Below are 22,947 nucleotides of genomic sequence, written 5' to 3'. Positions count from 1 at the left end.
TCGTTATAGAGGCTTCAGCCACTTAATACGCACTACCAATCACAATGTTTTGTTTTCTTAACTTTTTATAAGCGAACAATACAACGCCTACTGCCAACCAAATGCCACCGCAAACCAAGGCGTTGTGTTCTAAATTCACCCAAAGGCACATCAGCGTAGCCACTGAAAGCAGTGGTAAAATCAGGTTGAGAAAGATATTTTTAAGACCATGACGTTGACCATCACGTACATAAAACTTCATAAACACGGAGAAGTTCACAGCTGTAAAGGCAATGAGGGCACCAAAGCTAATCATGCTGACCACGGTGGCTAAATCTAAACGAATGGCTGCCAAGGAAATCAAACCAATCAACAAGACTGCATATAAAGGCGTGCCCAACTTGCTATGGACTTGACCGAATGTGCTTTTATGGAAAATGCCATCTCGTCCCATAATATGAATCAGGCGTGATGCGCTGGCATGCGTGGCAAGCCCTGAGGCAAATGTATTCATAATTTGGGCGCATAAAAATACCGATTGGAATAGCGCCCCGCCCACGTACAGGACGATCTCAGGCAGCGCTTCATCTGGATTGTTAAAACGGACATTGGTTGGAAAATACAATTGCACAAACCAGGATGCCGTAATAAAAATCACACCGCCCGTAAGCGTGGTGAGGATAACCGCACGCGGAATAGTACGTTTCGGATCTTTAGTTTCATGTGACATGGTGGTCACTGCATCAAAACCTAAGAAGCTAAAGCACAGGATTGAAGCCCCTGCGATGAGTGGCAAAATTGACGTATCACCATTGAATAGCGGTGTGAGCGTCAAGACATGCGCATAACCTTGCTCACTCCCTACCCCTTGAATGACCAAATAAATAAAAAAGCCCATCAGCAATATAGGTGCGCAAACAAAGATCATGCTTAAGTTGGCCAATATATTGATACGAAAGCAGTTGATTAAAGTGACCAAGCTGGTAAATAAAATCACCCACGCCCAATACGGTACGCTTGGAATGACCGCTTCTAAATAAATGCCTGCCAACAGCGCATTAACCAAAGGCAACATGATGTAATCCAGTAAAGAACACCAACCGACAAAAAATCCAGTTTGAGGCCCACAGGATTCTGCCGTGTAAGTATAAGCAGAACCCGATTTATCCGAATGTTTACTAAAGCGCGCATAACTAAATGCAGTGAGGAGCATGGCAAATAAAGCCAAAATATAGGCCAGTGGTACACGGCCATCGGTAATACCTGAGACAATGCCAAAGGTATCAAATACAACCATTGGCGTCATATATGCGACACCAATGATCACCACTTGCCATAAAGACATTTTTTTTAAAACAGACGCTGAAGTTTCCATGCACGTCACCTGAACTATATTTATTTGCGTTACAGGTTCTTTTGCAATCAACATGCCATATAATATTCATTCATTATTTTAATGATGATTCAAAAAATGCCAAAGTATGATTTAGAAACCAGAAAATCAGCCATTCAGATGTATAAAAAAACTGACTACAAAGTGGCTGTATGCAAAGAGTTTAACATCTCTCGAGTCACCTTGGATGCTTGGATTCGCCTGGAGGAAGAGACCGGAAGTTTGCTCCCAAAAGCCGCAAAAAACCGTGGTGCACCGAGCCACATTCGCGACTGGAATGAATTTCAAGTATTTGTAAAAAATACAAAATTTAAAAATATTAGTGATCTAGTTCCATTATTTGAACAGCGATTTAGCTATCCTGTTTCGTATGCGGTATTGGTACGCGCAATACACGTTTTAGGTATGCGCCGTCGCCGTGGTCGATTCTATAGCTAATACCTAAACTGGTGTAATTTTAAATAAAAATCCAGAAAATAATTTAAATAAACAACTATACATTAATGTAAATTTATTTTAGTAAAAACGTAAATTTATATTATTAAGAATGTAAAATAATAAAAATAAATATGTAAATTAATAAAATTAAATAAGCAAAGTTATTTTATTAAAAATGTAAGTTATAATTCTTAAAAATGTATAGTCAATTTTGCTTAAATAACCAAAGTTAAGCACTTTTATGTGCAATTGCTTTATAAAAGAGCATTTTTTGATGCCGCCTATCGAATGGTCAAACGAAAAAAATAAAAGCGACCCATGGGTCGCTTGTCATTATGCTGCTGTATTTACTCATACATCGGTCTGTTGTCATTGACACGAATTAAACCTTTAATCGCGCGGTACACAATCCATAACCAAGACAGTCCGATCACCGTGACACAGAAGGTACTCGCTCCCAGTGCCACACCCGCAAAGGCATTGGCATTATTGCCGGTAAAGAACAGAAAAATAAAAGGCACGAAAGCAATGATGTTCCAAATGAGATACCACCAAAACGTACGGATCTGCCAAGTAAAATGGCTTTCAAAAATCGTGCCGCGAACATCACTGCGTTTGACGTAATTGATAATCAACGCGAGGACCGCAAGCAAGCCGGCAGAAAAAATCGCCACAATATAAAGAATATACAAAATAATCGTGAGCAGGCGGTTTGGATCTTTATCAATGGAATAATTCATTTCGCTCTCCGTCATGATGATTTTGCGGATCGTTCCACCCTAGATATGCAGGATATTAAATGGTGAAATTAACCATAAAATCAGTAATATGTTAAAGGCTATGGTACAGAAATATATTTTTCGAAACGGTTGTTTTTGTGTTTTATGCCGCAAACGTTGCTGAGCCAGCCATGCCGCCGGCCACCCACCTAAAAAAGACAAAAGATGCAGTGTATTTTCTGGCACGCGTCGGTTCCCCATTTGCGCAGCTTCTTTATCCTGCGCATAGAACCAATAGGTCAGGACATTGATAATACTTACAAAAAGCAGCACCATTCCACTGAGCAAACCCGCCACAGATAAGCCCGCCAAGGCGAGAATATAAATGATGCACAAGATTTGCATCGGCTCTGCCTGACGCGGCATCTGCACCACATTTTTTTTATTGGGGCTTTGCGCAGCCTTAGTTTGTGAGGCTTTTAAATAATGCACTTGCTGCGCACGAAAGCGTCCGCGTTCGTCTAAGATCACAGCATAATCCAACGCGCAGCCCACGATTGGTCGTGGGCCGGGACGGGAAAAGTCTTTAATGTGCAAAAATACGCGATCTTTAGTGCTATCGTTCGGTTGAATGAAGCCGTAGCCCTTATCATCAAACCATTCTACTAAGCGTCCTTGATCACGCATGCTTTTCCCTCTCGTTGTTTTTAAAATTTATGCTGTGACGAATTTTAATCGTTCAATCAGCATATTACGCATTTCAGCAGGGTTTTTCTGCAAAATATCATCCCCTGTACGGCCTTCTGCAGCATTTTTCTGTGCCACCTGTAAACGCATCATCCAGAAGCGACCCGCCGCCATTGCCAAATATAACTCTAGACATGATTTTTCATCTGCGGTTAATGGGCGCACGCTTTCATATGCATTTAAAAAGGCAATGGCTTTGTCTTCATTCAAATGCACATCCGGATATTCAGTACAGAAGTCATTTAAAGTAATAGCAATATCAAACAAAAGTTCATCTTTATTTAACTCATAAAAGTCTAAAATACCGTTGAGTTGATCGCCTTCAAATAGAGTATTGTCACGGAACAGATCAGAATGAATAAAACCGGCAGGACGGTCTGGATACATCGCCGTTAAGATGTCATATAAGCCCAACAGATTGTTGAGCAACGTGGTATCTGCTTCATTTAATGTTGGACGAATATCGCGTGAAACTTGTAACCAATAAGCATGATCACGATATTCTGCACGTTCCAAAGGGAAGTCTTGTAGAGCCACATGCATTTTCGCTTGGGCAACAGCAATCACTTCTGCTTGCGCTAAGCTCGCAGGCATCGGATGTTGACCTTGCATGCGTGGCGCAATCTGTGCAGGTTTATCCTTTAAGCTATGAATCGCTTTACCCGAATGATTCAGCGGTACAGGCACAGCTAGACCAGCCTGCCCCAAATGTTCAAGTACAGGGACCAGTTCCCCTGCACCTTGCTCGTCCATCTCTTCAAAAACAGTTAATACATACTGCGTGCCATTTTCGCAAACAATAAAATAGTTGGTATTTTGAATACCGCCTTGAATCGGAATCAGGTCAATCACCTCCAGTCCATAAGGTGCTGCAAAATCCTGAACTTCCTTTAAAGTCAAAGTGGTATAAACCGACATAGAAAACCTGCGAAAAAACTTACATATTTTTGATAGAATAACCGCTCCGACTACTAAGGTGTAGCATCTAAGTCGCGAAGTTTCATAATCGGCTGTTATTTTTGGAAAAAATTATGCTTGCTAAACGTATTATTCCTTGCCTCGACGTGGACAACGGTCGTGTAGTGAAAGGTGTTCAATTTCTTGATATTCGTGATGCAGGCGATCCAGTTGAAGTTGCACGCCGTTATAACGAACAAGGTGCGGACGAAATTACCTTCTTAGACATTACCGCAACCTCAAATGGTCGTGATACCACTTACCGTACGGTAGAGCGTATGGCTGAGTCTGTATTTGTGCCATTAACAGTCGGTGGTGGCGTGCGTAAAGTAGAAGATATCCGCCTGTTATTAAATGCGGGTGCGGACAAAGTTTCGATTAACTCTGCGGCTATTTATAACCCTGAATTTGTACAAGAAGCCTCTCAGCGTTTTGGCGCACAGTGTATTGTGGTTGCTATTGATGCAAAAAAAACTGGCGACAATAAATGGGAAATTTTCACCCACGGTGGTCGTAAAGAAACCGGTATCGATGCCATCGAATGGGCAGTAAAAATGGCGGACTTCGGTGCAGGTGAATTACTCATCACCTCGATGGATGCTGACGGAACCAAAGCCGGTTATGACCTTGAACTGATGCGTAACATCAATGACCGTGTGACCATTCCAACCATTGCTTCTGGTGGTGTCGGTAATCTCCAACATTTGGCCGATGGCATTTTAAAAGGTGGCGCAGATGCGGTGCTTGCAGCCTCTATTTTCCACTTTGGTCAACACACCATTCCTGAAGCGAAAAAATATCTTGCAGAAAAAGGCATTGAAATGCGTCTTTAATTGATTCGTTTTCAATGAGGATTGAAAAAGAGCGATGATTCGCTCTTTTTTTGCTTTGGTGTTTTTGATGCAACGCCATGGAGTTGTAGCAGCGAATCGTCAATTTAATTCATCCACTATAGACATAAAAAAAGGAGCCTTGTCGGCTCCTATAAACCAAGAAAAACTACAGCACTTGGTCTGATACTTAAAACAAATGAAAAAATATACATAGCAACTTCATCAATCAACTCGTCGTGTACAAGCCTTTTGATGATTTAAATATAGGGCATTTGCACTGCATTTGATTGACAGTAGATTCATAATTTGTTGACAAATTGCGACAACTCAATTGGGTAGAAAAGCTTGTTGTCACAACGTACAACGCTTTCACATTAGACCGTTTCAAGAAGTGCAACTGGCTTTTCACGCTCAGCGACCCACTTTGCAGGAAATACCCGATTGACCCAGTGTGACAATGGTTTCGCAATCGCTGTCGGTAGTAACACACCCAATGGGTTCTGTTCCTGTAATTTTGCCGAGGAGATCACTCGAGTCCCTAAAATATAATCAAACCACGGCTTAGTCACACACCAATTGGCATCCTGATTTGAGTTCATATGGTGGTCATAGTGCCATGGAATCTTTTTCATCGCCCACTCTGGCTCAAGATGTGCGCGACGATGGATATAATAATAATTCCCTGCGCAATACAGCACAGACAAACTCATTCCTTTGGAAATGGGATAAAACAGCGGGACAAATACCGCTGAAACTGCCACCAGTGACAATATTTCATTTTTCGTGCGCCAGTTCTGTACACCTTCAACATAGCCATGATCATGAAAATCTGTTTTTCGAACTTCACGATGATGTTCCCAATGTGATTTCATGCTTTTCGGTACTGGACTAAAACGTGGCTTGCCTGACCGATGTGTCCCATGCAAAACATATTTATGCGCGACCCATTCAAAGGCATTGGCGACGACCAACCCTGCAATAAAACCTTTTAACATGACCAATATCTCCTTTTCTTAGCTCCACTATAGGTAATGAAGAGGGCTAGATATTGACCGTTTTTTTTAATATTATTGACAAAACACGACAAAATTTAGAATTAAAAAAATATGCAACAACTCAAGGACTATACAGGATCGGTCTATGGAGGACTGGGCCATTTGCTCTATGCTTATCACCAAGCTCAAGGCATTGCTATTCCTGAAAAACTGAATAAAGTTCAAAACTTAGAACGTTTTGATTATGCCGTTTGGCGTGATTTATTGATGGATTTGGATCAAAAGATCCAAAAGCCAGCGCTGGGTTTAGAAATTGCAGAACATGTGCAACCCAAACATATTGGCATCATTGCGTATATTGCCCTGTCCTGTGAAAACTTAGGCGAAGCGCTGCTCCGCTACCATGATTTTCATCGCTTAATCTTCGATGGTAGTCCATTGCTGATTGATATTCAAAATGATTTTTTCTCGATCGGTTGGAATGATTTACCCATGAATATGGCCAATCAATTGACCGATGAAATTGCGATTGCCTTAATGCTGCAGTTTCTAAAATTATTCATGCGTTTTGAAGATATCAATTTACACGAAGTGCATTTTCATAATCCTGCACCGAAAAATGTCGCTCAGTATGAACAATATTTTCGCTGTAAAGTTCGATTTTCCCAAGAAAAGTCGAAGGTTATTATTCCCATTCAAGAACTGTCTCGCCCCTTTTCCCAAGGCGATCAGACCTTACAAAAACTGTTAATGCAACAGGCACAGTCTTTATTGGAAAAGCTGCCGAATACCACGCAAATCGACCAACGCTTACAGCAAGCCATCTTAATGGGTTTACAAAAAAATCAGTTCCAAATTGAACATGTCGCTACGCAACTGAATCTGTCCGTCCGACAATTACAACGCCATTTACAACAACAAGGCAGCACCTATCAGCAACGCATGCAGGAGGTCCGCTGTATGATGGCTGAAGAATTTTTAAGAGACCCACATTTAAGTTTGCAAAAAATTGCGCTACTGCTAGGTTATTCAGAACAGAGTGCATTTCAACGTGCTTTTAAACAATGGCGAAATTTAACCCCACAGCAATGGCGCTTATCGCAAATTGAAGCAGCAAGTTAAAATGTGACGCAGTTATCATTTTATATATTGTGATTTTCAGCAAAATCCATTAAAGCTATGCATATTCAATAAATGAATAAAACAACACTTCACAACTATATTGCACTCATGCTGAGTGAAAGATTGAAAATCTATTCCAAATGACAAAAACAAATGGAATTTTAAATGAATAAATATTTAGCAGAACTGATCGGTACGTTTTGGCTGGTCTTTGGTGGTTGTGGTAGTGCGGTCTTGGCTGCGGCCTTTCCTGAACTTGGCATTGGCTTCGCAGGCGTGGCACTGGCCTTCGGTTTAACGGTGTTAACGGCTGCTTATGCGCTGGGTCATATCTCAGGGGGACATTTTAACCCTGCCGTGAGTATCGGCTTGTGGGCCGGTGGTCGTTTTGAAGCGAAAGAACTAGCACCCTATATTATTTCTCAATTGCTGGGTGCAACCCTCGCCGCATTTATTCTATTCATCATTGTACAAGGTCAGGCCGGATTTACAGGAGTCGGCGGTTTTGCCACCAATGGCTATGGTGAATTATCTCCAGGTAAATACTCTATGCTCTCAGCGTTAGTCATTGAAATTGTGCTGACGGCTGGCTTCCTGATTGTGATCATGGGAGCAACGGATAAACGTGCCCCTGCTGGATTTGCCCCAATTGCGATCGGTCTTGCGCTTACATTGATCCATCTGATCAGCATTCCCGTCACTAATACTTCGGTCAACCCAGCGCGTAGTATGGGTGTGGCATTCTTTGCTGAAACTGCTGCGCTATCACAAGTTTGGCTATTTTGGGTAGCCCCAATCATTGGTGCGGTGATTGGTGCGGTCATCTATAAACTGATGGCAAAAGACGAATAAATAGAAGAAGACACCATAAAAAAGCTCACAATCTGTGAGCTTTTTTTCATTCATCCCGAATTGAGCTTTGCTTCCTTCGACGGCCGATGACACAGCTTTAAAGAAATGGATTTTCTACTTCGTTTTCTTCACCGCCCTGCGCTATTTTTTCAGCTAAGTTGGTTTCTGCCTCAAGCGTGGTCACCACATCATTGAAAAATGCCTGTAAAGCTTTCGCTGCAGCTAAACCTGCTTGGTCTTTCGTCACCTGTAAATTGCCATAAATATTAATTCGATCTTGGCCATTTTCTAGTGTTAAGTCATGAATTGCATGCGACGCAGTGTCATTTTCAAATGCTTTGAACATGATGGATATCCTTCTTTTTTGTTGTAGTGATGCAGCAATAGAAATACGTGAAAAAGATTTCAACTGCAAGCAATGATCCTCTTCATCGCTCGCAGTTCAGCGCTATTATCTACTCAATTATTTCAAAATCTGTAGCAGATATTGCAGAATTTCTTCAATCAATTGTTTGACCAAGGCATCTTGATTGTTGTCATTTTCACTGCTTGCCATGGATGTCTCTCCCACAGAACCACCACTCGATTTAAACTCTTTTTGCAAACTTAAAATCTTGTCTTCTGCGACATCTGCAGCACACTGGCTTTCAGCATCCCAATGCAAATAAGCGATATCTTGATTTGCTTTTACTTGGGTGGCTTTGAGTGGCAAACGGTAGGTATTACGCTTTTGGTCTTCAGTTAATTCTGGAAAGAAATTAATTCCAGTCAGTTCTTCTAGCGCACAAATACTCATGACTTTGACTGTCGGTGCCGTATCACGCAAGGTATTGTCCGCATAGTACACGCCTGCAACACCTTTTTTCGGCAAATAGATCGCCTTATAAGTCGCGGTCGGCACGATGACCCCTTGCCCGATGGTTTTTAATTTTTTCGCACTGTACACCGGCCCCGTCACCACATAGACATCTTGCTTTTGTTTGGTCACCATCGCCCGTGTGGCTTCTTCTAACTCGCGCCACACTTGCTGATTATTTTTTGGAGCTTGCGGCACCATATTGGCCAAAGAAAAACTGTCTAACTGTGCCGCTTTATTGGGCATATCTGCATTGGGTGCCATGTGTCCACGGTCATAGCCTGAAGATTTATAGTCTGACAGCAAAGCCCGATATTCAGACGGCACGCGAGTCTCTTCATGAAAGTTATCTTCACGCGGAATTTTTTGACTCAGCCGTGCGGGGGTTAATGCTTCTGCAACCCAAAGTGGTGTCTTGGATATCCCTGAATACATGACATTAAAGCCATTAAAACACAGGGGGAAACTGTTTTTATGTAAGCTTTCACGGACCAAATAAGGCGGCACTTCACGGTAAAACTGGTCCAAACAAGCGCTATTTGAACTGCTGCTCATGGAAACAAGTTGTTGAATTTTTTCTTGCCCGAAAGCAATTGCAAAGCTCCCTGTTGCCACCAGACCTAAAAGCACTTTTATGCCATTTTGCCCAAATAACTGTGAAAGCGGATTTGCTGAATTGCGTTTCTTTTTGACCATGACTTACAACAATGACTTCTAAAAAGGACTATTTTTCCGCAGCTTAGCAAGGGTGAAAATTTTAGTACACTTTTCTTTTTTAATTTGCTTAACAATCACACAAATATTGTTTAACAAAGCAGCAGTTGATGTAACTTTATGTCGCAGTTGTGCAGGTCTTTATAGGAAGTCATGAAGCAGTTGCGTATGTTTCATTGAATTCGCCTCAAGAATTATGACAAGGTAAAAATACGAAAAATTGCGATAAAAATATACGGAGTGACTATGCATTCTAAAATTTTAGGTTTAGGTTTAATTTCAGGTTTAATGAGCGCAGCAGCATTTGCAGAGCCGCCGATTCAACCCGGTGACACTTTAGAAAGCTTGTCTAAAGTCAAAATTGTGACCACTGTGAATGGTCAACCCGGTTCTATTCAGGACTTGGTATCAAGTGGTCAAGTTCAATTGCTTGAAGCACCTGCCGGACAAGTCAATGCCGCTGCAACAGAACAGCCCTTAAACCCTGAACAGGCTCAGGCAAACCAAATCGATCCGAATGCCCCTGCAGTCCCTGCAAATGCTGAACAAGCCGTGACTGAAGCGGAAAATGCACTCGCAAATGAACAACAAAGTGTAGCTGCTGCACCTACAGAGCAGTCCGTTCCAACTGAACAAACAGCAGTGGCCAATACACCTGAAGCCGTATCAGCGGATAACAACGCTGCACCCGTCATTGCCTCTTCTGCAGAAGCGCCAGTGAATGCCGATAGCGCATCGGCTGCATTGCCTGAAGCTCCTCAAGCACAACAAGATGCTTTTATGGCAGCACCTGAGACTCAAAGTGTAAATCCTGCAGATGCATCAATTCAAGCCAACCCAGAAGCACCTGTTGCTGACGAAGCCATCCAAGCTGCGCCTGAAGCCTCTGCAGATGTAGACGCGACAATCAACTAATCAGCGTATTTTCAAGGATCAAATAACGCAACATCTTCATTCTGTTGTTTTGCTCGCATACTCCTCCCAGGAAAAAGCAACAGAATGATCTCTATGTCTTTGGACTAAAAAGTTTAATTATTACAGATAAAAAAAAAGCCAGAATTGATCTGGCTTTTTCGTGTCTAACTTTTAAATCTATGCCTAAAAGTTCAATCTACGTCTTAAATTTCAATCTGACTGCCCAACTCAACCACACGGTTGGTTGGAATTTGATAAAAATCGCTGACTGGACTGGTATTTCGCTGCATAGAGATAAACAGCTTTTCTCGCCAAGGTGCCATGCCTTCACCCAAGGTATGAATAATACGGTCTCTGGAAATAAAGAAACTGATTTGCATTAAATCAAATTCAAATCCCAATTCACGATACGCATGCTCCAAAGCGGCAGGAATATTCGGCTGATCTTTAAACCCATAAAACATCGTGATTCGATAGAATCGATCATCTAGTTTTTCCGTGATCACCCGCTCATTTTCGGGTACAAATGGCACATCTCGGGTGTTGACCGTAACCATAATATTGCGTTCATGCAGAACTTTGTTGTGCTTAATATTATGCAACATGGCATGAGGCACGATCTCAGGCGTTCCTGTCAAGAATACGGCATCACCTGGAACAAACTTGGTTTCACTACCCATGCTAACACTGCGAATAAACAGGTCAATAGGCAAAGCATCTTTACCGAGCCGATTGAGCACCAATGCCCGTCCATCTTTCCACGTCATTAAAATCGTAAACAATACCGCACCAATCAGGATTGGAACCCAACCGCCCGCTGCGATTTTTAATGATGTCGATGCAACAAAAATCAAATCAATCAATAAAAATGGAACTGCAAAAATCGCCACTTTCCAAACCGGCCAACGCCATAAACCATAAGCTAAAACTGAGATCAAAATCGTACCGCAGAGCATGGTCATGGTCACAGCTACGCCGTACGCACTGGCCAAATTCGCACTGTTTTCAAACAGCAAGATCAAGATCAGCACCGAGATAAACAATGCCCAGTTAATAAATGGTAAATAAATCTGACCACGTTCAACTTCAGAGGTATGTTTCACTGTCAAACGCGGCAAGTAACGCAATTGAATCGCCTGATTGACCATGGAGAATACCCCTGTGATCACCGCTTGAGAGGCAATCACCGCGGCCGCAGTTGCCAAAGCAATCATTGGATACAATGCCCATTCAGGAATCAGCATATAGAATGGATTGGCTAAAGCTTCAGGATTACGCAGTAGCAAAGCACCTTGACCCGCATAGTTCAACAGCAAGCACGGCATCACCACAATAAACCATGCCAAGCGGATTGGGAGTCGGCCAAAATGCCCCATATCGGCATAGATTGCCTCACCACCCGTCATCGTCAAGATAACCGCACCCATAGTCAAAAATGCAACATAAGGCTGCTGAACCACAAAATTGAAGGCCCAATGTGGACTGATCATGGTCAACACAAATGGCGTTTGCGAAATACTCCATAGTCCAAAACCACCAATGGATAAAAACCACATGAGCGTTAAAGGCCCAAAGAATTTACCCATCGTGCCTGTGCCATGGCGTTGCACTAAAAATAGCCCCGCTAAAATACCGATCGATAAGGGTTGCAGCCATTGGTTAAACATCGGCGTCGCAATACTTAAGCCTTCAATCGCGGATAACACAGAGATTGCGGGGGTAATGATCCCATCACCAAAGAACAAAGATGCCCCAATAAAGCCAAGGGCAATCAGGTAGATTTTTTTGTTTTCGGCAATTCGTGTGGTTCGTAGATTCAAGGCCAACAGCGACATAATACCGCCCTCGCCATTGTTATCTGCGCGCATGATGATGCTGACGTATTTAAAACTAATCGTCAGCATGATGCACCAGAAAATCAGGGACAGAATACCCAGCACAGACGCTTCGCTAATCGCCAAGTGTGCTGTGAGGAAACATTGGCGCAGCGCATATAATGGGCTCGTCCCAATGTCTCCGAATACTACGCCCAAAGCTGCCAAGGTGATGGCAGGCAATGCGGCTTTTTGTGCAGTACTTTGCATATAATTGTCTTCAATTTAGACAGGATTTTTGCGAATCATAGCACCGCTCAAGATGTTTTTGTCTAATTCAATTGTTTCTCTTGGCAGAATATATTTTTTTCGCTATTATCCACCGCGCAAAAGGTGAAGTGTCCGAGTGGCTGAAGGAGCACGCCTGGAAAGTGTGTAAACGTTTATAGCGTTTCGAGGGTTCGAATCCCTCTTTCACCGCCAAATTAGCTTCCCGTAGTATCCAACGGAGTACTGAAAGGCTTAAACTACATAGGTTTAAGCCTTTTTTATTATTTTATAAAATCCTAGCACATCCATTGCAATCCCCCATATCGTGGGGGATAATTGGGGGACAATTTTTTTAAGTTATTTTTCGTCCCCCAATTTGCACGGATACTATTAAAAATGCTTACTGATGCTCAAGTTAGAAAAATAAAAGCCCTTGATAAAAAAAAGCGATACTCAGACGAAAAAGGATTATATCTTGAGGTCACTCCATCTGGTGGAAAGTTCTGGCGTTTAAAATATCGGTTTAATGGCCGTGAAAGCACTTTAACTATTGGCAGCTATCCAGAAATCACACTTGCTCAAGCTCGCCGTGCACGTGATGAAGCACGTATTCAGCTTTACAATGGTATTGATCCGAATGCCATAAAGAATGAGCGCTTACAACAAACTGATGAAAGTACTCTTTTCAAATCCCTCGCTATGGAATGGATGGAAGATCGAAAGCCTGTTATTAAAGAAGGGACATATTTACGAGACTTATCTGTTTTTGAAAAGGATCTTTTCCCAGCATTAGGGCATATGCCTATTGATCAGATTAAGGGTAAAGATATCCTTGCTTGTGCTAAACAGATTGAAGCTCGCGGTGCACAAGAGATGGCGAAACGCTCTATACCTTTAGCAGGACGTATTTTCCGTTTTGCAATACGTAAAGGTCTGATCGAGAATGACCCGACTCCTCATCTTCAGGAAGCACTAAAGCCCCGTAAAGTAAAACATATGGCTCGCTTAGATATTTCTGAATTTCCGCCTTTCTTAGAACGAATGGATCACTATCACGGCAATATCTTAGTTAAGACAGCATTACAGTTTATGACTTTAACTTTTGTGAGGACAGCTGAGCTCATAAACATGGAATGGGATGAAATTGATTTTGAAAATAAGTTATGGCGCATCCCAGCTTATAAAATGAAAATGGCTCTACCCCATATTGTTCCTTTATCTCGACAAGCTATTGTACTCATCGAAGATCTAAAACCCCTTACAGGTAATAAACAATTTGTTTTTTATAATCACAGTACTGCAAAGCCCTTAAGTAACAATGCCCTTTTAAGTGCCATTCGTACGATGGGTTATACAGGTAAAATGACAGGACATGGATTTCGTGGGCTTGCCTCTACAACTCTACATGAGCAAGGTTATATGCATGATGCGATTGAAATTCAACTAGCTCACACCGTTGGTAATGCTGTTTCTCAAGCATACAATCATGCACAACATTTAGAGTATCGAACCAAGATGATGCAGGAATGGTCTGATTTTATTGATAGCTTGAGGGATAAAATTGTACCTTTTCCTAAGAATAGAAGAGCTTAATTTCAGTGCTTAGGATGCATAAAACTTATTTTCTCAAGCGATACCTTTGCTTCGGACTTTTCGGCTTATCTGGAATAGTACGCTCAATCAAGCCAGCTTCTATGGCAGGATTCAAGTAATTCTTTTGGAACGTTGCTCGATGAGTTAATCCGACCAATTGCATTAACTCAGCTAAGGTATAATCGCATTGCCCCAATAAAGAAATTAAACGCTGTACATGATCACTCATTTCTTGATAAGCATGTACGTTAACTTGAGCGGTAACATGGCCGCTATCTTGAGAGGTATAAGTTGAACTAAGAATAGCATCTAAAATCATCTGTAAGATGAATTCTATAAACGGAGCTGAATCAGTTACATATTTTTATCTGAATTAACACCCTGTGGTACGTAGTATTGAACACTGATTCTCATTCTACTTAGACAGTAGTTTCTCCTTCATTAGTTCACCTAATCAATAAATTTTATCAATTCATCTGAATCAAACTATTTTCAATTTTAGATAGCAGTCTAATCTTTTATCTTACTAAAAAAATCTGGCTCTTTTGAGCTAATCCCATATGTACCATGTCTCCATTTTGCCTGTGGTAACCCAAATTTTCCTAGCTTCCCTTTCTCATAATATTCTTGTAAATACTTTCGATTACTCTCATTGCGGTTTGAATCGATTTCCTTAAAAGCCTCTAGAATTTCTGAAGCTATTTCAATATCAATGTTGTTAGTACTCTTAAAGCGTTCAAAATATTGTTTCCATGCTTCATAATTAATTGATTCATCACTACCTTTATTTGCCAGGGTAATAACAGAACCTTGCTCCATCTTAGATAAATTATGACTGTAATTCATTTTTTTGCTATCTTCATGGCTTGCTAAGTCAGCATATGCTTTCTTTTTCAGTTTCGAGGAATTAATGAGTTCATAATTACCCGCAACTTGTATAGCCTCTTTATTTTTTAACACATAAAACTTCTTTTTACGTATTGGGACGCGATAAAAATTAATTTGTGCTATAAAAATATTTTTAATTTTTAATATATAGATATACGGATCATAGTAGGAATCCAAGTGCTTTTTATAAATATCAGGGCTGATAAAGTCGACATTTGAACAATGTGGTAGCGGTAAAGATATCTTATTATTCTTCAAAACCTTACTAGGTTTATCAATTTTTAAGTAAGCAGAACCGATATCTTCTTTAAACCATTGTCCTATAGCAGTATTGAGTAACTGATAAACTACTTCTTTATTTTTTGTTCCTATAATGCAATCAATTTTAGGTTTTAAACTTAGTAAGTAAAAGTTAATATTTTGAATATTACTACTTTTTTTAACTTCGGAATATATATAATTTAGAGCATCAAAGAAATATCCTAACAGTTCTTTTGCTTTGGTATCTAGCTTCAAGACTATATTCTCTTGAATGAGCGTATAATCTGCTATATCTTTATTTTTATCTATATGTTTCATAATCTTACTTTTTAAATTAAACCCTAAGTAGCTTAACCTTCAGCATTTGAGATAATCCAAATACGCTTTAATGGTCATTCAGCCTTAATGGGGGCTCAGCGGATGCTTACGGGAAAACTCAGCTTTTGAATATTTATGCAACAAAGCCACATCATACTAAAAATAACTATGCGAGATTTTGGCAACTTGTTTCATTAAAAAACTTGTTCCGAATACCATACTCCCCATTTAGGCAAAAGGTATTAAAAAATTAATCTACTTTGAAGTTTATTATTGCATTGGCTTGACATTTGTCTCAATAAAATTAATTTCATCTTGTGTTAAACCATATTTAGCATAGAGCTGTTGATCAATTTCAGGTATAGGTTTGTTCCAGTCAATATCTGAATTTCCAGTAAAATCCTGCAAAGGAATATGTGCCCATTTTAACGGCGGATTATCTTGGGTAATCTTTAATATGCTAAGTAGAACTCGCAAAAATTTAGATTTTAAATACCTAACTAAGTTAATGGCTTCAATTTCTGTATCTAATGCCCCAATAGAAATAAATGTGGGAGTTGCTGATTCAGATGGTCTCCCTACTAAAGGAGTACTTAATATCTCACCTATCGAACCACTTCCATTTGCTTTAGGTACAAAAACTTTAAACTTGTCTAAATTATTTTTTAATGGATATCGAGCTGTCATATATTTTTTCGGAATCCAACGATAAGTCCTTTCCCCTTTATATAGACCTAATATCTTCCAGTAATTACTTGAATGAGCAGGCTCCTTCTCTAGAAAAACATAATCTAAAGAGTCAAAAGTTGATGACTTTAATTCATATTCTTCATTGGGTCCGAGAACCAATACTTCAGGATGTTTACGCTGTATCTGTAGAAGACGTCTTTTAGGTGAATCTGGATAATCTTTAAGAAATAATTCATTAAATTTTAAATCTGAACGACCACCAAACATAACTGACGGTAAATTTTTTTCCGGATTAGATTCCATTTTAGAAGCTAATTTCCTTAAATTTTCATTAGGAATAAAATGATTTATGGCTCCAAATGCACAATCTACATCTCTATAAAGAACTACAACACCACCTTTAATATCAGTGCTAGGGAAAACTTTAGCTGAATCTTGTTCGTAATATACAATTTTAACATGTGCATCAGAAAGCATTTTCTGATTCCACTCTTTTGCTGTTAAACCAGCATTAAATAAAAAACGAGCTGGTGAAATTAAACAATATTTTGAGCTTACTTTTTCAGCTAAATCATAAAAGTAATTATAAACAGCATCTTGTTTATTATTAACAGATGATAATGCTTGATATGGAGGATTTCCTACAACAACATCAAATTTCATTATTTTCTCTCTCCAAACAATTCATCACATTTAGCTGCAAAATCTCCTTCACCTTTTGCAAAAGGCGTTGTATCTAAACAAACAATATGTGAATCATTAATGTTTTTAGCCTGCTCATCAAAACCGAAGATAAAGTTACGAGCAATACGATAAATAATCTCAGTTGGGGCAAAACCATAAATTTGGTTTTCTAGTATATGCTTTAAACGTTTCTCTGGATCTAGAATCTTATCCTCCAAACCTACATACAAACGTTTTACAATTTCTGTCAGATATAAACCTGATTTTACATATAAATCAGCAAATGTCTTATCTGGGCATGTAAACAAGTTTGGAGATTCTGCTTGTAATTGATCTACCATCATTTTTACCACCTTTTTAGGTGTGAAAATTTGGTTGTTTTTCTGTGGTGGAATGTAGTCAAAAATATCTTCTGTTTGAGTTTCATCAAAATAATTTGCGAGTTCACGACGTTTTTTCAAAAACTCTTGTACAGACTGATTAAACACCATTGCATCAAAGAACTTATGAGTATCTCTTAGTGCTCTAAATTGCTCTAAGGTAATTCCTGTCACTTCTTTAAACACCTTGTCTTGGATAGTGCTATCAAAGCTTTCTAAGGTTGTGCTCTCTTCTCCATATGCCATTAAGAATGAAGGAATCGTTCGGGAAAATCCACGTAAACGAGCACGAACATCATCTTCAACATGATTTTTCTTTTTCTCTTGTGCTTTTTCAAGAATCGTCTTTGTCGTTTGTTGAGCTAATTCCTGTGTCTTCGTTGCAACAGTTTCTTGAATCTCTTGTTTAAATGTTTCTTCAATTTGTTGCTTTTTCTCCTCATATTCAGCTTTCGCAGCTTCGACTTCCACAAAATTATTTTTAGATTGAGACACTATTTTTTTGTACTCCACCTCAGCTTCTTTGAGCTTAATCTCTGCATGTTTTTGTACAACTTCGACTTCACGAGCAATAACATTGGCTGATTGTTGAACCACTGCTTCAGCAACTTTTTTAGATAATCCCTGTTCTTTGGCAAGTTCTTTGACACAATCTTGTGCATTATTTTTAAATGCATTTGCAACTGCGCTAGCTAAATGCGAACTCGACGTATGAGTGATATTTTCAACACTTGCAGTAACGTCAGCATAAACTTTAGCACCAAAATGTGCTTCCGTTTTTGCAATTACAATTTCCTGTGCGACAACAACATCACCCTCTTCATCTATTTCAACATCTTGTGTATTAATTGGTTTACTAGTTTGACGTGGCATAACCTTACCTGTATCAACAGGATTAAGCTGCTCCAAAATTTCACGTACTTCATGCGAAGCAAAAATACCTGATACATTTTGGAATAAGAGATTAGACATAAAGCCACGTTTAACGACTTCTTGTGCTTTCAGCGTCTTAGGTATTGTTAAAACTTGCTCAACATCTAGCTCAACCATTTTCCCATCATGATCTTCTGCAATAACCGGGAAAAAGTTTAGTAAAATTCGGATATTATTCTTACGATCATCACTTGTACCACCACCGTTCGTGGTTTGATTCGATAAATTGTTTGCAAACTCATCGTAAATAATTAAAGTACGTTCAGGTGCAAAATCAAAAACATAGGCATTTTCTTTTTGTCTTACTTCTCCATCTACTGTATATGTCCATGGATTTTGTGCCCGAAATGCAGCTTGCATATATAAACTAGGTGATTTTATATTGGATAACATAAGCAGAGCCGTCCATTCTGGAACAGTTACACCTGTGGTTAGTTGCCCAACAGATAAGGTAATCGTTTTATCTTTAGTCTTAATTGCCTCACGTACACGGTCAAGTGAGTTTTGATTGATGATTTGGTCATCTTCATCATTACGTCCATCACCAGCAGCCAATATAATTTTGTAGTTCTCAAAGACAGGGTGCTGCTTAAGTAATTTTTGTAAAGCTTTAGCACTTGCAACTCGATCTAATAACCAAAACGTATGTTTTAATTCATCTCTTAATGCTTTAGTTGAAAATGGATACTTTTCATTGCGAGTAAGTGAGTCTAACCATTTATTCACATCAGCCTCATGAACAAATTTTTCCTTTTCATCTGTTTCAAAGAATTCATTAAGATCAAATGCAAAATCTATATTCTGACCATCGATATCAGCACCTTTATTGACTGTATCACTAATCATCTGACCCATTTGGTACGAGAACAAATTTAAACGCGGTAATTTCTCATATGGATTATTTTCTTCAGGATTATCCCACTGAGCCTTAGCTTGCTGTTCGTCACTATATGTCCAGTTATAAATCTCTTCCTCAGTAAATTTACCCGAAGCAACTGCTTTAAATGGGGTACCTGAAAGATGTAATGTAAAATTTCGATTGATATTGTCAAATGCAATATCCGTTTTAAATGTATCTACACCTTCATGTGATTCATCAATAACTAATACATCCCATTCGTAATCTTTTACCCATGATAATTTATTGTAACTTCCGCCAAATGAGATCGCCCCCTTTAAATCTTGTAAAGAAATGAAAGCAATCATTCGCTTCTTACCACTGCCTGTTTGTGCAAGGAACTCTTCACGTGTCAACACAGGTCTATCTTTTAAAGACTCACTTGTTGATACAAAAGCAAAATCAGTTTGCCATTCAATAAAGGCTTCAAAGTCATCAAACCATGAATTCGCAATTGTAGGGCGATTCGTAACGATCAATACTTTTTTAGCATCGTATTGACGCACAAAATCATAAGTGGTTAATGTCTTACCAAAACGAGGTTTCGCATTCCAAAGAAAGGCTCCTTGAAGATTATTTTTAGCATAAGTAAGGGTTTGCTCAACTGCTGCTTGTTGCTCTGCTCGCAATTGATACGTTAATTTTTGATTGCTTTGATCATATTTTCCATTTTTAAAGTCGTTAAAATCCTTCTGTGCTTTTTCAGGTGAACCATTATAAAAAAACCACTCAGTAGACTCACGCTGCTCAATCTTTTTAAATGTACGTAAATAAGCATGAAATTGCTTATCTTTAAACCATTCATCTGAGATATTAAATTTTGCCGCCTCACTCCATAAAATTTTATAATCTAGACTAGCTGTGTGGGTTTGCTGTTTTATACGATCTTCTACATTTTGTTTTTCTGTATAACCAATTTTTATCCAACCATCATTTTTATGGTAATTAGGAGTGATATAAGCATAAATTTGAGGATAAACTGTTTTTGTTGTTTTAATTTCAACTAACTGATCTGATTTCATTTTAACCCCTTATCAAAATATTCCATCTTTTGTGTATCCCAATTCATAATCTTCACACGTTTACCTGGATGCACAATCCTTTCTTCTTTTTGATCTCCTTCAGCTAGGAGATTTAACTGTTGAACTTCCTCTAATTTCTCTGACAAAGGAATTATATATTTTAGACCATCCATCTGAAATATATTATAACTAATTATTTCTGCAATATTTTTTAATAATCCATGCGTTGGATCACTTTTCCATTTTAAAAGATAATAATCGTGATAAGTGTAAAGTAAATTTTCACGTGCTAATAAAAGTGAATCGCCATTCCATTCGAAGCCATAACTTGCTTTGTAAGCCTCTTCAACCAATCTTTGCCATTCTGCCTTATCATCAACTTCATTATTGATACGTTGCAATTTGCGATCAACAAAACCAACACGCTCAGAGATAGGGATGATTTCTCCTGTTTCCATATCATAACGTGTTGTCATATATGGGGCTTCTCCACAAGTGATTTCTAGCCATTTACGCTTCATATATGTTTCTAGATCATCATCTATATAGTTTTGTTCAATTACATCAATTTGTTTCTTAACTATCCTCAATGGTGTAAACACTTCTGCTTTTGATTTTGTACGTAACTTTTGAATTTCACGTGTCTTCAGGGCACGTGGCATAATTAAATGCCCCATTTTACCTGTGATGAGTTCTGGTTTAATTTCTGCAGAAATCCCATAATTTGGGCCATAGTTATTATAATTTTCATTAGCCCAAATGATATTTTTTTTGGACCTAGCAGTTGATGTTGTTCTATCCCTTAAAAGGATATCAAGAATATCAGGGAGCTGGTAGCTCATTTCATTTTCAGAAATATCAGCGATCAGCTCATAATTATTATTAACTAGACGTAACTTTTGCATGGACATGGATCAAATGGGGTATATCAACTTAAAAAATATTGAATCGCATCACACTTTTAAACAATGCGAAAAGCAATCTAAACAAATTGTTCCAGCACACAATGTTGTATAAAATATGAGCTGCTCAGCAATCTCTGTACTTCCCACTATACTACCATAAACCAAATGATCACCGATCTTAAAATTCATGGTTCGCTGTTTTAAAATTATACTGACCTCAAATCAAATAAGAACTCTGATAACTATCTAATTTCTTATTGATGATCCTGAAATTTCACTAGCAAATCCCTTTCCTAGGTTAACCAAATGCCTTGCAATACAAGATTAAACTAGATTCAAGCTAATTTAATTTTTCCTTCTGAAGTAAAATCATCCGCAAATTTATTGGTAGTAATCAATCTTTTTCATGATAAGTGCTTAGGCTAAAACTAAACTTAGTTTACTAAAAAAACAAAAAATAAGGGAGCAAAAGCTCCCTACCTCTTCACGACTCGCCAACTTACTTTCAATCCATTGATGGATCTCATAAGCTGACCAGCCGATACGATTTTGAGTAATTTTAACTTTCTTTGGAAAGGTTGGATCATAGTAGGGAGTCCTCATCCATCATCTCGTAGATGATAGAACGCCCCACCCCGACAAATTCCACAACCTACTTAATGCTGATGAGTTGATTCATTTGAAATGTTTGACCGATAAACGCACTCATGAGTGCTAGCTCCTAATCATTGATGCGAACGGCTATTCGTTGAAATAATAGATCACTAGTCTGTAAAATTTAACGTTAGCTTTCTTCTCTCCGCTTAATTCACAGCTCTTACACTTTGCTGTAACCCCTGCTGAATATCCTGTAAAAACTCTTCAGGCAAAGCTTGTTCCTCCACCGCCCGGTTTTGTTCTTTTTCAAGATAGTATTCCTCCACCAGATCAAAGCCCTCCTCTGCATCCATCTCAAACTGCGCATTGGCAAAACACTGCCTTGCTACCTGATCTAAAGCAGATTGGTTAAAACCTGCCTGCTTACTTTGCTGATCAATGCCTTTGGCGGTTTGAATGGCATCCTGTAAATAAACACCTTCTCTTAAAGTTAAATCCACGTAATACACAGGTTGGCGATAGCTTTGCGTAGTGCTCTTCCCTCTTAAAGTCAGCTGTAAAGGCAGACATGAAAGCAGTCCTCCTGATGCAGCATGGTAGTAAGCCAAACGTGCAGCTAAGGTTCGGATACTGTTAAAGCCTGTAGTGCGAAATATAAAGCTGCCGAGTTCATCACTTTCATCCAAATTGACATGTAAACGTCCATAGGGCTTGCAGTTTCCTCCTTGTGCCAATGAGCATAAGTCTGGTGAAGGGCATGGGTGCTGCTCAACACCCTGATTGGTGAGTCGCTGACAGGTTTCACCATTACCTATACAGACAGGCCGTCCTGTTTGTCGATCAAATAAGCTGTACTCAGCTCTCAGATTCAGTTCAGGATCATTGAAGATCATCCGTACTGGAATGGTACGGAGTTTTTGATTCGGTGCTCTACTGCGTAATTGCTCATCTAGTGGATGCTTAATCCACCCCTCCTTGCTTTGAATTTGACTGGTAATGGTAAATTGGTCGTCCTTTTCAGGCAGTCGTTTACCGTTCTTTTCAACAACTTTACCAATACTGATACGTCCAAGGATCGGTGGTGTGATTGCTAAACCTTTAATCATGATAATTTTCCTCTAAATAAAATTTTACTGTTGACCCTTTGTTATGTAAGCAAATACAAAACCGTTTA

At 39.2% G+C, this 22,947-nt stretch carries 19 protein-coding genes, 1 tRNA gene and 2 pseudogenes; 7 read left to right on the top strand and 15 right to left on the bottom strand.

Features of this window, described 5'->3' with window-relative positions; translation table 11 throughout:
- Window positions 1–22 precede the first annotated feature (22 nt).
- Entirely contained in the window at window positions 23–1,354 is a 1,332-nt protein-coding gene (locus tag FTU05_RS09275) for an APC family permease (protein WP_168378992.1), read from the bottom strand.
- A 96-nt stretch (window positions 1,355–1,450) separates the two neighbouring features.
- Here FTU05_RS09275 and FTU05_RS09270 point away from each other — a divergent pair, with 96 nt between their 5' ends.
- Window positions 1,451–1,810, top strand: a complete 360-nt coding sequence (locus FTU05_RS09270) for a helix-turn-helix domain-containing protein (protein ID WP_180050672.1) — start codon at window positions 1,451–1,453, stop codon at window positions 1,808–1,810.
- A gap of 347 nt (window positions 1,811–2,157) precedes the next feature.
- On the opposite strand, the gene FTU05_RS09265 is transcribed toward FTU05_RS09270, so the two are convergent.
- Genes FTU05_RS09265 through FTU05_RS09255 form a run of 3 tightly spaced genes read right to left on the bottom strand, consistent with a single transcriptional unit; the run spans window position 2,158 to window position 4,194 of the window.
- A complete protein-coding gene (locus FTU05_RS09265) occupies window positions 2,158–2,550 on the bottom strand; it encodes a hypothetical protein (RefSeq protein ID WP_168378990.1) in 393 nt (130 codons plus the stop codon).
- A 39-nt stretch (window positions 2,551–2,589) separates the two neighbouring features.
- The gene (locus FTU05_RS09260) at window positions 2,590–3,216 is read right to left on the bottom strand and encodes a DUF1294 domain-containing protein (protein WP_180065226.1); all 627 of its coding nucleotides are present in this window, start codon (window positions 3,214–3,216) and stop codon (window positions 2,590–2,592) included.
- A 27-nt stretch (window positions 3,217–3,243) separates the two neighbouring features.
- Window positions 3,244–4,194 carry a homoserine kinase gene (locus tag FTU05_RS09255; protein ID WP_180009257.1) on the bottom strand — a complete coding sequence of 317 codons (951 nt, stop codon included), beginning with the start codon at window positions 4,192–4,194 and terminating at the stop codon, window positions 3,244–3,246.
- A gap of 110 nt (window positions 4,195–4,304) precedes the next feature.
- On the opposite strand from FTU05_RS09255, the gene hisF reads away from it, so the two are divergent.
- Window positions 4,305–5,066: an imidazole glycerol phosphate synthase subunit HisF gene (hisF, locus tag FTU05_RS09250; RefSeq protein ID WP_373685289.1), complete on the top strand. Its 762-nt coding sequence runs from the start codon at window positions 4,305–4,307 to the stop codon at window positions 5,064–5,066.
- A 374-nt stretch (window positions 5,067–5,440) separates the two neighbouring features.
- On the opposite strand, the gene FTU05_RS09245 is transcribed toward hisF, so the two are convergent.
- Window positions 5,441–6,061 carry a hypothetical protein gene (locus FTU05_RS09245; RefSeq protein WP_180025920.1) on the bottom strand — a complete coding sequence of 207 codons (621 nt, stop codon included), beginning with the start codon at window positions 6,059–6,061 and terminating at the stop codon, window positions 5,441–5,443.
- A 111-nt stretch (window positions 6,062–6,172) separates the two neighbouring features.
- On the opposite strand from FTU05_RS09245, the gene FTU05_RS09240 reads away from it, so the two are divergent.
- Entirely contained in the window at window positions 6,173–7,183 is a 1,011-nt protein-coding gene (locus FTU05_RS09240; RefSeq protein WP_180054213.1) for an AraC family transcriptional regulator, read from the top strand.
- Between the two features lie 165 nt (window positions 7,184–7,348).
- The gene (gene aqpZ / locus FTU05_RS09235; RefSeq protein ID WP_180002782.1) at window positions 7,349–8,035 is read left to right on the top strand and encodes an aquaporin Z; all 687 of its coding nucleotides are present in this window, start codon (window positions 7,349–7,351) and stop codon (window positions 8,033–8,035) included.
- A gap of 97 nt (window positions 8,036–8,132) precedes the next feature.
- Here the strand turns inward: aqpZ and FTU05_RS09230 are convergent, their stop codons facing one another.
- Window positions 8,133–8,381 (bottom strand): hypothetical protein, encoded by a 249-nt coding sequence (locus tag FTU05_RS09230; protein WP_180002780.1) that lies wholly within the window; start codon window positions 8,379–8,381, stop codon window positions 8,133–8,135.
- A gap of 117 nt (window positions 8,382–8,498) precedes the next feature.
- Window positions 8,499–9,587 carry a DNA/RNA non-specific endonuclease gene (locus FTU05_RS09225; protein ID WP_180134822.1) on the bottom strand — a complete coding sequence of 363 codons (1,089 nt, stop codon included), beginning with the start codon at window positions 9,585–9,587 and terminating at the stop codon, window positions 8,499–8,501.
- Between the two features lie 264 nt (window positions 9,588–9,851).
- Between FTU05_RS09225 and FTU05_RS09220 the strand changes: the two genes are divergently transcribed.
- Window positions 9,852–10,520 carry a hypothetical protein gene (locus tag FTU05_RS09220; protein ID WP_180134823.1) on the top strand — a complete coding sequence of 223 codons (669 nt, stop codon included), beginning with the start codon at window positions 9,852–9,854 and terminating at the stop codon, window positions 10,518–10,520.
- A gap of 203 nt (window positions 10,521–10,723) precedes the next feature.
- On the opposite strand, the gene FTU05_RS09215 is transcribed toward FTU05_RS09220, so the two are convergent.
- Window positions 10,724–12,604: a potassium transporter Kup gene (locus FTU05_RS09215; protein ID WP_078193161.1), complete on the bottom strand. Its 1,881-nt coding sequence runs from the start codon at window positions 12,602–12,604 to the stop codon at window positions 10,724–10,726.
- Window positions 12,605–12,726: 122 nt separating this feature from the next.
- Here FTU05_RS09215 and FTU05_RS09210 point away from each other — a divergent pair.
- Window positions 12,727–12,817 (top strand) — tRNA-Ser (locus FTU05_RS09210).
- Between the two features lie 183 nt (window positions 12,818–13,000).
- Window positions 13,001–14,197, top strand: a complete 1,197-nt coding sequence (locus FTU05_RS09205) for an integrase arm-type DNA-binding domain-containing protein (RefSeq protein WP_058644667.1) — start codon at window positions 13,001–13,003, stop codon at window positions 14,195–14,197.
- 25 nt (window positions 14,198–14,222) lie between these two features.
- Here FTU05_RS09205 and FTU05_RS09200 read toward each other — a convergent pair.
- The 7 genes and pseudogenes from FTU05_RS09200 to FTU05_RS09170 all read right to left on the bottom strand — a co-directional run.
- Window positions 14,223–14,552: pseudogene (locus tag FTU05_RS09200) on the bottom strand (Fic family protein); the annotation flags it as partial.
- Window positions 14,553–14,707: 155 nt separating this feature from the next.
- Window positions 14,708–15,664: a hypothetical protein gene (locus FTU05_RS09195; RefSeq protein WP_180165086.1), complete on the bottom strand. Its 957-nt coding sequence runs from the start codon at window positions 15,662–15,664 to the stop codon at window positions 14,708–14,710.
- Between the two features lie 270 nt (window positions 15,665–15,934).
- Complete coding sequence (locus FTU05_RS09190; RefSeq protein WP_180165084.1) at window positions 15,935–17,017, bottom strand: Eco57I restriction-modification methylase domain-containing protein; 1,083 nt, start codon at window positions 17,015–17,017, stop codon at window positions 15,935–15,937.
- Window positions 17,017–20,271, bottom strand: coding sequence for a DEAD/DEAH box helicase family protein (locus FTU05_RS09185; protein ID WP_180165082.1), 3,255 nt, complete (start codon window positions 20,269–20,271; stop codon window positions 17,017–17,019). Before FTU05_RS09185 ends, FTU05_RS09190 begins: the two co-directional genes overlap by 1 nt.
- Entirely contained in the window at window positions 20,268–21,176 is a 909-nt protein-coding gene (locus tag FTU05_RS09180) for a restriction endonuclease (RefSeq protein WP_180165080.1), read from the bottom strand. Before FTU05_RS09180 ends, FTU05_RS09185 begins: the two co-directional genes overlap by 4 nt.
- Window positions 21,177–21,659: 483 nt before the next feature.
- A pseudogene (locus FTU05_RS09175) lies at window positions 21,660–21,825 on the bottom strand (helix-turn-helix transcriptional regulator); the annotation flags it as partial.
- Window positions 21,826–21,979: 154 nt separating this feature from the next.
- Window positions 21,980–22,879, bottom strand: a complete 900-nt coding sequence (locus FTU05_RS09170) for a hydrolase or metal-binding protein (protein WP_180165077.1) — start codon at window positions 22,877–22,879, stop codon at window positions 21,980–21,982.
- Between the last annotated feature and the right edge of the window lie 68 nt (window positions 22,880–22,947).

Source organism: Acinetobacter sp. YH12049 (genome assembly GCF_013419875.1).
Taxonomy (GTDB): Bacteria; Pseudomonadota; Gammaproteobacteria; order Pseudomonadales; family Moraxellaceae; genus Acinetobacter; species Acinetobacter amyesii.
Note: the sequence above shows the minus strand (reverse complement) of the source record. Positions and strands in the feature narration are given on the sequence as shown.

Coding starts and splice junctions, on each gene's coding strand:
- FTU05_RS09255 (WP_180009257.1), bottom strand. CDS start 4,194: ATGTCGGTTTATACCACTTTGACTTTAAAGGAAGTTCAGGATTTTGCA.
- FTU05_RS09220 (WP_180134823.1), top strand. CDS start 9,852: ATGCATTCTAAAATTTTAGGTTTAGGTTTAATTTCAGGTTTAATGAGC.
- FTU05_RS09230 (WP_180002780.1), bottom strand. CDS start 8,381: ATGTTCAAAGCATTTGAAAATGACACTGCGTCGCATGCAATTCATGAC.
- FTU05_RS09275 (WP_168378992.1), bottom strand. CDS start 1,354: ATGGAAACTTCAGCGTCTGTTTTAAAAAAAATGTCTTTATGGCAAGTG.
- FTU05_RS09170 (WP_180165077.1), bottom strand. CDS start 22,879: ATGATTAAAGGTTTAGCAATCACACCACCGATCCTTGGACGTATCAGT.
- FTU05_RS09185 (WP_180165082.1), bottom strand. CDS start 20,271: ATGAAATCAGATCAGTTAGTTGAAATTAAAACAACAAAAACAGTTTAT.
- FTU05_RS09195 (WP_180165086.1), bottom strand. CDS start 15,664: ATGAAACATATAGATAAAAATAAAGATATAGCAGATTATACGCTCATT.
- FTU05_RS09270 (WP_180050672.1), top strand. CDS start 1,451: ATGCCAAAGTATGATTTAGAAACCAGAAAATCAGCCATTCAGATGTAT.
- aqpZ (WP_180002782.1), top strand. CDS start 7,349: ATGAATAAATATTTAGCAGAACTGATCGGTACGTTTTGGCTGGTCTTT.
- FTU05_RS09190 (WP_180165084.1), bottom strand. CDS start 17,017: ATGAAATTTGATGTTGTTGTAGGAAATCCTCCATATCAAGCATTATCA.
- FTU05_RS09180 (WP_180165080.1), bottom strand. CDS start 21,176: ATGCAAAAGTTACGTCTAGTTAATAATAATTATGAGCTGATCGCTGAT.
- FTU05_RS09205 (WP_058644667.1), top strand. CDS start 13,001: ATGCTTACTGATGCTCAAGTTAGAAAAATAAAAGCCCTTGATAAAAAA.
- FTU05_RS09225 (WP_180134822.1), bottom strand. CDS start 9,587: ATGGTCAAAAAGAAACGCAATTCAGCAAATCCGCTTTCACAGTTATTT.
- FTU05_RS09240 (WP_180054213.1), top strand. CDS start 6,173: ATGCAACAACTCAAGGACTATACAGGATCGGTCTATGGAGGACTGGGC.
- FTU05_RS09215 (WP_078193161.1), bottom strand. CDS start 12,604: ATGCAAAGTACTGCACAAAAAGCCGCATTGCCTGCCATCACCTTGGCA.
- FTU05_RS09265 (WP_168378990.1), bottom strand. CDS start 2,550: ATGAATTATTCCATTGATAAAGATCCAAACCGCCTGCTCACGATTATT.
- FTU05_RS09260 (WP_180065226.1), bottom strand. CDS start 3,216: ATGCGTGATCAAGGACGCTTAGTAGAATGGTTTGATGATAAGGGCTAC.
- FTU05_RS09245 (WP_180025920.1), bottom strand. CDS start 6,061: ATGTTAAAAGGTTTTATTGCAGGGTTGGTCGTCGCCAATGCCTTTGAA.